Raw genomic sequence first — 9,620 nt, forward strand, 5'->3', positions numbered from 1 at the left:
ATCAGCGTCCCTGACTTGCGTCTACGCGCAATAGCTTTTCCAGCAGACGGAAACCCTGGACCAGCACGAACGTCATGACGAGGTAGAACATGCCCGCCGCAAAGAAGATTTCCACCGGCAGGTAGGTGCGGGCGATGATCGTGCGCGCCATGCCGGTCAGTTCCAGTAGTGTCACGGTACTGGCCAAGGCGCTGGCCTTGAGCATCAGGATCACTTCGTTGCTGTAGGCGGGCAGGCCGATGCGCGCGGCACGTGGCAAGACGATGTAAAACAGCGCTTTCCACTTTGACATGCCCAGCGCCCGCGCCGCCTCGACTTCACCCACTGGCACGGCCTGAATCGCGCCGCGCAGGATTTCTGCGATGTAGGCGGCGGTATGCAGTGTCATGGTGATCACCGCACACCAGAACGGGTCGCGCAGATAAGGCCACAGTGGCCCCTGACGCACTGCATCGAACTGCGCCAGGCCGTAATAGACCAGAAACAGTTGCACCAGCAATGGCGTGCCGCGAAAGAAGAAAATGTAGGCGTACGGCAGGGCGCGCACCGGCCAGTGCCGGGAAGCGCGAGCGATGCCCATCGGGATGGCAAGGATCAGCCCGGCGATGACGGCGATGGCCACCAGCTCCAGGGTCAGGGTCGCGCCCTGCGCCAGTCGCGGCAGCCACTTGATGATTACTTCCCAGTTCATGACGCGCTCCTCAAAAAGCCGCGACCGGCGCGTTTTTCGAGGAAGTACATGCCGATCATTGCCAGCACCGTCAGGCCCAGGTACATGATGGCGGCGACCATATAGAACGTGAACGCCTCTTTGGTGAAGCTGACGGCAATCTGCGCGTGCCGCATGATTTCTTCCAGGCCAATCACCGAAACCAGCGCGGTGTCCTTCATCAGGATCATGAACAGGTTGCCCAGACCAGGCAGGGCGATACGCCACATCTGCGGCAAGACCAGTTTGAACAGGATGCGCGAGCGCGACATGCCCAGCGCCAGTCCTGCTTCGCGATGGCCTCTGGGAATGGCGAGGATCGCACCGCGAAACACTTCGGTGGCGTACGCGCCAAAGCACAGCCCCAAGGCGATAACCCCGGCAGCGAAGGCGCTCAATGCCAGATTGGGAATGCCGAACAGCTCACCCAGCGCACGCATGCCGTTGACGGTGCCGAAGTAAATCAGCAGCACCCAAAGCAGTTCGGGAATGCCGCGTACCAGCGTCGAATAAGTACCGCCCAGCCATTGCAGCGGCTTGTAGGGCGAGGTCTTGGCCAAAGCGCCGAGCAGTCCGAGTATCACACCCAGGCACAGCGCCGAGAGTGCAAGCTGGACAGTCATCAGCGCGCCAGCCGCAAGGGCCGGGCCGAATCCGTGGAGATCAATGTTCATGCGCAGGCTTTGTCAGGGCCGGTCGCCGCGCTTCGACAGCAAGCGGCGGCGACGCGGTCAGGTGAATCAGCGGATGCTGAAAGGGAAATACTTGTCGTTGATCTTCTTGTAGGTGCCGTCATCGATGATTTCGTTCAGGGCAACGTTCAGACGCTCGCGCAGCTCGTCACTGTCTTTGCCTTTGCGCACGGCGATACCAATCTTGTCGTTCTGCACGACCGGCTCGCCTTTGAACTCGAAGTTCTGGCCCGCTTCGCTTTTCAGCCACTCGTAGCTGACGTATTTGTCGGCCAGCATGACGTCGACGCGACCGGACAACAGGTCGAGGAACGCGTTTTCCTGAGTGTCATAGAGCTTGGCGTCCATGATTTCGAGCTTGTCTTCCAGCCAGGAGGCGGCCAGTGTCGAGCGCTGTGCGCCCACTGACTTGCCGGCCAGGCTTTCTTTGGCTTTTTCAATCGACGAAACATCAACGGAAGATGTTTTCGGTGCCAGGAATTGCAGCTTGTTCGAGTAGTACGGCTCGGTGAAATCCACCACCTGCTTGCGCTCATCAGTGATCGACAGCGACGAGATCAGGAAGTCGAACTTTTTGGCTATCAACGCCGGAATGATGCCGTCCCAGTCAGACGTCACCACTTCGCACTCGACCTTCATCTTGGCGCACAGGGCGTCGCCGATCTCGCGATCAAAGCCCACCACCTGGCCACTCGCGTCCTTGTTATTGAACGGCGGGTAGGCACCTTCGATGCCCATTTTCATTTTTTCAGCAAAGGCACTGCCGCTGAAGGCAAGGGTGGCCGCTGCGATCAGCAAGATCTTTTTGTACGACTGCATGGGTGTTGCTCCGTTAGCGGTGACTCGACATGAATTGTTTGCAGCGTGCCGACAGCGGGTTTTCGAATACTTGCTGCGGTGTGCCCTGTTCTTCGACCATTCCCTGATGCAAAAACACCACTTCACTTGATACCTGACGTGCAAAATTCATTTCGTGAGTCACCAGCAGCATGGTTCGACCTTCTTCGGCCAGGGCGCGAATGACACCGAGCACTTCCTGGACCATCTCCGGGTCAAGTGCCGAGGTTGGCTCGTCGAACAGAATGACCTTCGGCTGCATGGCCAGCGTGCGCGCAATGGCGGCGCGTTGCTGCTGACCACCGGACAGCTGCGCCGGATAGGCGTGACGCTTGTCTGCAATACCGACCTTGGCCAGCAGTGCTTCGGCCACTTCGACGGCCTCAGCCTTGCTCTGGCCAAGCACGCGACGTGGCGCTTCGATGATGTTATCGAGCACGCTCATGTGCGGCCACAGGTTGAAGTTCTGAAACACGAAGCCGATTTCGCTGCGCAGGCGATTGATCTGCCGGTTATCGGCGGCAATCAGTTCACCGTTGCGCGCAGCCTTGAGTTTCAGCTCTTCGCCGGCCACCAGAATCTGACCCTGATGCGGGTTCTCGAGCAGGTTGATGCAGCGCAGCAATGTGGACTTGCCGGAACCGGATGAGCCAAGAATCGAAATGACATCACCATCACGAGCGGTCAACGAGATGCCTTTGAGCACCTCAAGCTGATCGTAACGCTTGTGCAGGTTGCGGATTTCCAGGGCGGGCGTGGCCTCGGCCATGTGGGGTCCTCATTCAGGTGTGCGCTTATTGCCGGCGAACGCCAAGCCAGGCTCTGTACGTAAAGTGGCTACGCATCGGTGATGCTGCGTTAAAAACAGGCTCGTGCGCGAGTCCGATCGGAATGCTCATTTACAACACGTAAAGTCGAACGCGACCCCGGCCGTTCCTCGCCTGTTTTTGCCTTGCCTGACCTTCGCTTGCCGACTTTCGTACAGAACCTAGCACAGCGTTTGAAGGACAACCATCAGCGTCTTTCGCCCAAGGGGAACGTGTTCGGCGGGTTGTCGCATCTCGGCAGCGGAAGGTCGCAAAAAAGCAGGTTTGATGCCCGACTCAGCTGGGTGTGCGCGAAAAAGGCGCGATGTTGCCAGCTTTGGCCAACTGTTGGAAGCAGCTTTTGCTCAGCGGCAGCCTGATCGCTGCACCATGTTTGAGCCTGGCAGGTGGAGTGGGGCATTTTTGGTGCGCGGGTGTAGACGAATCTGAGGCGTTCGGTAACAAATCCTACAGGCAGTGCTTAAACATCTTCATTGCGCAGGCTGCGCAGACCAAGCCACAGCGCTTGTATTCCCTAAGCGACGTCGTTTTTGAAATATTTTGGCGCAATTCTTGCGTCAAAAATAAAGAACGGCACCGTAGGTTTCTCTTTACGTAACGCTCCGGTGTGTCTCGCTCGTCTTGCACAGGTGGTTTTATGAGCAGTACCGCTAACTCTTCCGAGCTCGAACAAGGGCTGAAACCTCGACACATCACGATGCTGTCGATTGCCGGCGTGATTGGCGCCGGTTTGTTCGTCGGCTCCGGCCACGCGATTGCCGAAGCCGGACCTGCCGTGCTGCTGGCCTACGCTGCGGCCGGTACGCTGGTCGTGCTGGTGATGCGCATGCTGGCGGAAATGGCCGTGGCCTCACCGGATACCGGTTCGTTTTCGACTTACGCTGACCGGGCCATCGGGCACTGGGCCGGGTTCACCATCGGCTGGTTGTACTGGTGGTTCTGGGTGTTGGTGATTCCGCTGGAAGCCAACGCCGCCGCGACCATTCTGCATGCCTGGTTCCCGGACATCGCGATCTGGATGTTCACGCTGGTCATCACTCTGGTGCTGACCGCGACCAATCTGTTCAGCGTGAAGAACTACGGCGAATTCGAGTTCTGGTTCGCGCTGATCAAGGTGGTGGCGATCATCGCCTTCGTGGTGCTGGGTGTAGCGGCTATTTTTGGTCTGCTGCCGACCAGTAATGTCAGCGGCGTCAGCCATCTGTTCGATACCGGTGGCTTCCTGCCCAACGGCATGGGTGCAGTGCTGGCGGCAATGCTGACCACCATGTTCTCGTTCATGGGCACGGAAATCGTGACTATTGCAGCGGCTGAGTCCAAGAATCCAGGCAAGCAGATCACCAAGGCCACCAACTCTGTGATCTGGCGGATCTTCCTGTTCTATCTGGTTTCGATCTTCATCGTCGTGTCGCTGGTGCCGTGGAATGATCCGCGTCTGGCCGAGGTGGGTTCGTATCAGACGGTGCTCGACGCAATGGGCATTCCGAACGCCAAGCTGATTGTCGATCTGGTGGTATTGGTCGCAGTGACCAGTTGCCTGAATTCGGCGCTGTATACCGCGTCGCGCATGCTGTTTTCGCTGGGCAAACGCGGCGATGCACCGGCGTTGTCCAAGCGCACCAGCAAGGGCGGCACGCCTTACTGGGCGGTGATCATGTCGACTGCAGCGGCATTCCTGACCGTATTCGCCAACTACATCGCACCGGCGGCGGTGTTCGATTTCCTGCTCGCCAGCTCGGGTGCCATTGCGCTGCTGGTGTATCTGGTGATTGCCGTTTCGCAGTTGCGGATGCGTCAGAAGCGTATCGCGGCGCGCGAGGCCATCGACTTCAAGATGTGGCTGTTCCCATGGCTGACCTGGGCGGTGATCGTATTCATCGTGGCGGTACTGACCATCATGTTGATCCAGGAAGAGCACCGCATCGAAATCATCGCCACCGGTGTGCTCAGCCTGCTGGTGATTGGTGCCGGTATGATCGTCTCGCGCCGCCGCAATGCCGGGCGTGTGGGTGCTGCTGCGCTGGGTTGATTGGCTGATCAGCTGCCTGCTCGTTCCCTGCATGGGCGCGATCAGGCAGCACTGTTTCAGCAACCCTCAATAACCTTGCCCGCGGTCGACCTGGCCTTGCATCGCTTCGCCGCGTTCGAAACGACGGATGTTGTCGAGCAGGCCGGGGAACGCGCTTTCCGGCTGAGTCATGGCGGCTACGTGCGGGGTCAGCAGGATCTTCGGGTGCTTCCAGAAAGGATGCTCGGCGGGCGCGGGCTCTTGCTGCAACACATCCAGCACGGCGGCGCTCAGCTGGCCGCTGTCCAGCGCTTCAAGCAGATCGGCTTCCACCAGATGCCCGCCACGGCCCATGTTGATGAGTGCCGCACCTTTCGGCAGTCGCTCGAACAGCTGACGATTGAGAATGCCCTCGGTCTGTCCGGTCAATGGCAGTACGCATAGCAGAATGTCGCACTGACCCAGAAACGCATCCCGTTGCTCATCTCCCGCGTAACACGCGACCCCGTCGATGTGATGCTCGCGGCGTGCCCAGCCTGACAGCTCGAAACCGAAGGGCTTGAGGCTCGACAGAATATGCTGCGCCTGCAGACCCAGGCCCATTACACCCACCCGCCGCTTGTGCGCCGGTATCAGCGGGTGCGCCTTCCACACGCCTTCATTTTGCTGCTGCCGATAACGCAGCATCTCCCGGTGCAGGCTCAACACGGCGAATGACGCGTACTCGCACATGCCGTGACTGATGCCGGGGTCCAGCAGCCTAACCACCGGCAGGGATTTCGGAATACGGCTCAAGTCCAGTTGATCGACTCCGGCCGACAGGGCGAACAGCACTTTCAGGTTGGGCAGCAACGTCTGCACATCGTCCGGTGCCAGCCAGGCGCCCAGATACTGGATGTCGGCCGGATCACCGATGTCCGGACACACCCGCCATTCAATGTCAGGCGCGTGCTCGGCAAACAGAACACGCCATCGTTCGGCGCGTGCGGGGTCGGCTTTGTAGAGCAGGGCGGGCATGGGCATTTCCTGAGCGTGAAGGTGGGCCTTCATCATGCCGCAAGTCGAAAGCAGGATCTGTCGAAACGCTTGTCGACAGGGCTGTGCAACGCCTGAAAAGCAGCGTTGTCCGGCAGATTGCGTGGCGCGTCGAGGGGCTGAAGGATTCTGCCGTTTGACGGGTAAAAAACAGTCGATCTGGACATCTGGAGGGGCAAGTTCGGCGTAGATCATTTCGCTGAACGCTTAACCTGAACAGCATCGCAGCCACCTGCCGGCTGCCCGGCCCACGATAGGTATAGCCATGAACAGCAAAGTCGACGAAACCCCTCATCTGCTCCGTCAGCGCGACCAGTTCGTGCCGCGTGGCATCGTCACGGCCCACCCGCTGGTTATCGACCGCGCGCAAGGCTCTGAACTGTGGGACGTCGACGGCAAGCGCTATCTGGATTTCGTCGGCGGCATCGGCGTGCTGAATATCGGCCACAACCACCCGAACGTGGTCGCGGCGATTCAGGCGCAGCTTGCTAAAGTCACCCACGCCTGCTTTCAAGTAGCGTCTTATCAGCCGTATGTCGATCTGGCCAGGCGCCTGAGTCAGCTGATCGCGGGGCAGAGCGGTATCGATCACAAGGCAGTGTTCTTTACCTCCGGTGCCGAAGCGGTGGAAAACGCGGTGAAAATTGCCCGCGCCCACACCAATCGCCCGGCGATCATCTCGTTTCGCGGTGGCTTCCACGGTCGTACGCTGCTCGGCACAACGCTGACCGGCATGAGCCAGCCGTACAAACAGAATTTCGGCCCGATGGCGCCGGAAGTGTTCCACACCCCGTACCCGAACGAGTACCGCGGCGTCACTACTGAAGTGGCTCTGGCGGCGCTGCATGAATTGCTGGCGACCCAGGTTGCACCGGACCGTGTGGCCGCGATCCTGATCGAGCCGATCCAGGGCGACGGCGGCTTTCTGACTGCGCCAGTCGAATTCCTCAAGGCCCTGCGCGCCCTGACCGAACAGCATGGCATCGTGCTGATTCTCGATGAAATCCAGACCGGCTTCGGTCGTACCGGCAAATGGTTCGGTTTCGAGCATGCCGGTATCCAGCCTGACCTGGTGACCGTCGCCAAGAGCCTCGCGGGTGGCATGCCGCTGTCGGGCGTGGTCGGGCGGGCCGAGATCATGGATGCACCGCTTCCGGGCGGCCTGGGCGGCACCTACGGCGGCAATGCGCTTTCCTGCGCCGCGGCGCTGGCGGTGATCGACACATACGAGCAGGACAATCTGTTGGCGCGTGGCGAACAGTTGGGCGAACACCTGCGTGCCGGGCTGCTCAAGCTCAAAGAGCGTTACAACTGCATCGGCGACGTGCGCGGCACCGGTTTCATGCTGGCCATGGAAATGGTCAAGAACGACGCAGCCCGCAGCCCGGACGCCGATCTCAATCAGAAGGTCATCGATCAGGCGCGTATCGGCGGCCTGCTGGTGATCAAGTGCGGCGTGTACCGCAACGTGCTGCGTTTCCTGGCACCGCTGGTGACCACCGAACAGCAGATCGACGAGGCGCTGACCATCCTCGATGCCGCTCTGGCACGAGTATTGAAGTCCAGCTGAGCACAAGCGGGGTCGCGGTTGTCGCCTGACGCCGCGATCACCGGTGCTGGGATCACGTAATGGAGATATTGCCTGTCATGGGGCTTATTGATTACCGCGCACTGCTGATCGATTGTGATGAAGTTCTGGTGGATCGTGATTCTGGCATCTGGTCGGCCTTGCAGCCGTTGCTGGATAACAGCCTGAACACGCCCGGCAAGGATCAGATACTGACTGAGTTCAACGATGTCATCCGCACGCTGTATCCGCGCTTTGACGAACTGGGTTTCAGCGGATTGCTGTGCTTTGCGCATCGACAGCTGGCCGAACGGCTGGGCATCAAGGCGAGTTGGGAGGAGGGCATGACCTTCGCCCGCTCGGTGCCAAACTGGACGCTGTTCGAGGACGCTCCGGGCGCGATGCTCTATCTGCGCAAATTCTATCGGTTGCTGGTGTATGCCGACCGCGACGTGCAGGATCGCAGCCTGCTCTGCGAGCGATTGGGCCTCGAACCCGACAGCCTGCTGTCGCTGACCACGCACCCGCTGGACGATCCACGCTGGCTTGCCGAGATGGACCTGGACCCGCGCGAAACCCTGCGGGTCTCCCGTCCTCCGGCCTCGGCGCTGGCGACCGGCGGGCTGTGCCTGATCCGTCGTGGTCGTGAACAGCACCGCCAACGCTGCACGGCCGATATCTGCATCAACAGCATGGCCGATCTCGTGGCTCAGCATCAGCTGTCTTTACGGCGCTGATTTTGCTAGAAGGTAGGCACCGTGAATGGCAATACATGAGGTAGGTAATGGAAGGCTTGGTCAAACTGGATCGGATTGATATCAATATCCTGGTAGAACTCCAGAAAGACGGGCGCATGACCAACGTGAGCCTGGCCGACGCGGTCGGGCTCTCCGCGAGCCCTTGCCTGCAACGCGTCAAACGCCTGGAGTCGGCGGGCTACATCTCCAGCTACAAAGCGCACCTCAACCTCGCAAAAATCACTGAGTCGGTCACCGTGTTCACGGAAATCTCCCTGAGCGACCACAAGCGCGAAGACTTCGCCAAATTCGAAGCCAACATCCGTCACGTAGACGAAGTGCTGGAATGCCATCTGATCAGCGGCGGCTACGACTACCTGGTGCGCTTCATGACCCGCAGCATTCAGCATTACCAGGAAGTGATCGAAGAGCTGCTGGACAAGAACATCGGCATCTCCAAGTACTTCAGCTACATCGTCATCAAATCCCCGGTCATGAAAGACGGCGTGCCGCTGCGCAAGTTGTTGCGGCATTGAGACAGCGTAAAGTGTGGGTGCGGGGGGTCAAATCCAGATCGCGTCCCACAAGGGATAATCCCCTACCTTCTTCACCAGCCCTGCGCGCAGCGGATTTGCGACGATATAGCGAGCCAGACCGACCATGTCCTGCTCGCTGCGTACAGCCTGGTCGTGGTACCCGGACTGCCATAGCGTTTCGGGACGGGCTCTTATTTTCCCGATGGCTATCGAACTGCGTGCTTTGATCTGTCGCATCAGCATGGGCAGGTCATTCTTTTTGAGCTCAAGAAGCCAGTGAACGTGGTCAGGCATTACGACCCAGGCAAGCGATTTGACCAGTCCCTGCTCTTCGCATCGTCTCAGCTCTTGAACCAGCAAGCGCCCGAGTTGAACATCGGCAAATACCGGTTCGCGTCCTCGTGTTACTGACGTCACCATATATATCTGGCCTATTACAGAATATCGGCCTGTGCGCAAACGTCGTGACGCAGAGTAAACATGCATTCCCTTGCTCCTGAAGTTAGTTCAACGTCGAACTTTAGCGCTTGGTATCCGGGGCAACGGAAGAATGCTTTACAGCATGTAAATTCAATGATTAATTCGGTGTTTGATAGTCAGCCTTCGTGGACAAGTCCACTCCTACAGTTGCATAGGTGCATAGGTGCATAGGTGCATAGGTGCGTGGGAGCG

Annotated in this window: 10 protein-coding genes; 4 read left to right on the forward strand and 6 right to left on the reverse strand. The window is 59.2% G+C overall.

Features of this window, described 5'->3' with window-relative positions:
- Position 1 precedes the first annotated feature (1 nt).
- From ABJ99_RS25260 to ABJ99_RS25275, 4 genes are all read right to left on the reverse strand, one after another.
- A complete protein-coding gene (locus ABJ99_RS25260; RefSeq protein WP_007248246.1) occupies positions 2-691 on the reverse strand; it encodes an ABC transporter permease in 690 nt (229 codons plus the stop codon).
- The gene (locus tag ABJ99_RS25265; RefSeq protein ID WP_054088121.1) at positions 688-1,383 is read right to left on the reverse strand and encodes an ABC transporter permease; all 696 of its coding nucleotides are present in this window, start codon (positions 1,381-1,383) and stop codon (positions 688-690) included. Before ABJ99_RS25265 ends, ABJ99_RS25260 begins: the two co-directional genes overlap by 4 nt.
- 66 nt (positions 1,384-1,449) lie before the next feature.
- Complete coding sequence (locus tag ABJ99_RS25270) at positions 1,450-2,220, reverse strand: ABC transporter substrate-binding protein (protein WP_054088122.1); 771 nt, start codon at positions 2,218-2,220, stop codon at positions 1,450-1,452.
- A gap of 13 nt (positions 2,221-2,233) precedes the next feature.
- Positions 2,234-3,007: an ABC transporter ATP-binding protein gene (locus ABJ99_RS25275; protein ID WP_054088123.1), complete on the reverse strand. Its 774-nt coding sequence runs from the start codon at positions 3,005-3,007 to the stop codon at positions 2,234-2,236.
- Between the two features lie 695 nt (positions 3,008-3,702).
- On the opposite strand from ABJ99_RS25275, the gene gabP reads away from it, so the two are divergent.
- Positions 3,703-5,094: a GABA permease gene (gene gabP / locus ABJ99_RS25285; RefSeq protein WP_054088125.1), complete on the forward strand. Its 1,392-nt coding sequence runs from the start codon at positions 3,703-3,705 to the stop codon at positions 5,092-5,094.
- A 66-nt stretch (positions 5,095-5,160) separates the two neighbouring features.
- On the opposite strand, the gene ABJ99_RS25290 is transcribed toward gabP, so the two are convergent.
- Complete coding sequence (locus ABJ99_RS25290) at positions 5,161-6,090, reverse strand: 2-hydroxyacid dehydrogenase (RefSeq protein WP_054088126.1); 930 nt, start codon at positions 6,088-6,090, stop codon at positions 5,161-5,163.
- A gap of 283 nt (positions 6,091-6,373) precedes the next feature.
- Between ABJ99_RS25290 and gabT the strand changes: the two genes are divergently transcribed.
- From gabT to ABJ99_RS25305, 3 genes are all read left to right on the forward strand, one after another.
- Positions 6,374-7,678: a 4-aminobutyrate--2-oxoglutarate transaminase gene (gene gabT / locus ABJ99_RS25295; protein ID WP_054088127.1), complete on the forward strand. Its 1,305-nt coding sequence runs from the start codon at positions 6,374-6,376 to the stop codon at positions 7,676-7,678.
- A gap of 77 nt (positions 7,679-7,755) precedes the next feature.
- Complete coding sequence (locus tag ABJ99_RS25300) at positions 7,756-8,412, forward strand: HAD family hydrolase (RefSeq protein WP_054088128.1); 657 nt, start codon at positions 7,756-7,758, stop codon at positions 8,410-8,412.
- A gap of 47 nt (positions 8,413-8,459) precedes the next feature.
- Positions 8,460-8,948: an Lrp/AsnC family transcriptional regulator gene (locus ABJ99_RS25305; RefSeq protein ID WP_002555947.1), complete on the forward strand. Its 489-nt coding sequence runs from the start codon at positions 8,460-8,462 to the stop codon at positions 8,946-8,948.
- 27 nt (positions 8,949-8,975) lie between these two features.
- Here the strand turns inward: ABJ99_RS25305 and ABJ99_RS25310 are convergent, their stop codons facing one another.
- Entirely contained in the window at positions 8,976-9,434 is a 459-nt protein-coding gene (locus tag ABJ99_RS25310) for an REP-associated tyrosine transposase (RefSeq protein ID WP_054088129.1), read from the reverse strand.
- Between the last annotated feature and the right edge of the window lie 186 nt (positions 9,435-9,620).

This window comes from Pseudomonas syringae pv. cilantro, assembly GCF_001293775.1.
Lineage (GTDB): Bacteria > Pseudomonadota > Gammaproteobacteria > Pseudomonadales > Pseudomonadaceae > Aquipseudomonas > Aquipseudomonas syringae_P.

Bases quoted from the DNA above. Each gene is read 5' to 3' on its own strand.
- ABJ99_RS25260 (WP_007248246.1), bottom strand. From the start codon at position 691: ATGAACTGGGAAGTAATCATCAAGTGGCTGCCGCGACTGGCGCAGGGC.
- ABJ99_RS25265 (WP_054088121.1), bottom strand. From the start codon at position 1,383: ATGAACATTGATCTCCACGGATTCGGCCCGGCCCTTGCGGCTGGCGCG.
- ABJ99_RS25270 (WP_054088122.1), bottom strand. From the start codon at position 2,220: ATGCAGTCGTACAAAAAGATCTTGCTGATCGCAGCGGCCACCCTTGCC.
- ABJ99_RS25275 (WP_054088123.1), bottom strand. From the start codon at position 3,007: ATGGCCGAGGCCACGCCCGCCCTGGAAATCCGCAACCTGCACAAGCGT.
- gabP (WP_054088125.1), top strand. From the start codon at position 3,703: ATGAGCAGTACCGCTAACTCTTCCGAGCTCGAACAAGGGCTGAAACCT.
- ABJ99_RS25290 (WP_054088126.1), bottom strand. From the start codon at position 6,090: ATGCCCGCCCTGCTCTACAAAGCCGACCCCGCACGCGCCGAACGATGG.
- gabT (WP_054088127.1), top strand. From the start codon at position 6,374: ATGAACAGCAAAGTCGACGAAACCCCTCATCTGCTCCGTCAGCGCGAC.
- ABJ99_RS25300 (WP_054088128.1), top strand. From the start codon at position 7,756: ATGGGGCTTATTGATTACCGCGCACTGCTGATCGATTGTGATGAAGTT.
- ABJ99_RS25305 (WP_002555947.1), top strand. From the start codon at position 8,460: ATGGAAGGCTTGGTCAAACTGGATCGGATTGATATCAATATCCTGGTA.
- ABJ99_RS25310 (WP_054088129.1), bottom strand. From the start codon at position 9,434: ATGCATGTTTACTCTGCGTCACGACGTTTGCGCACAGGCCGATATTCT.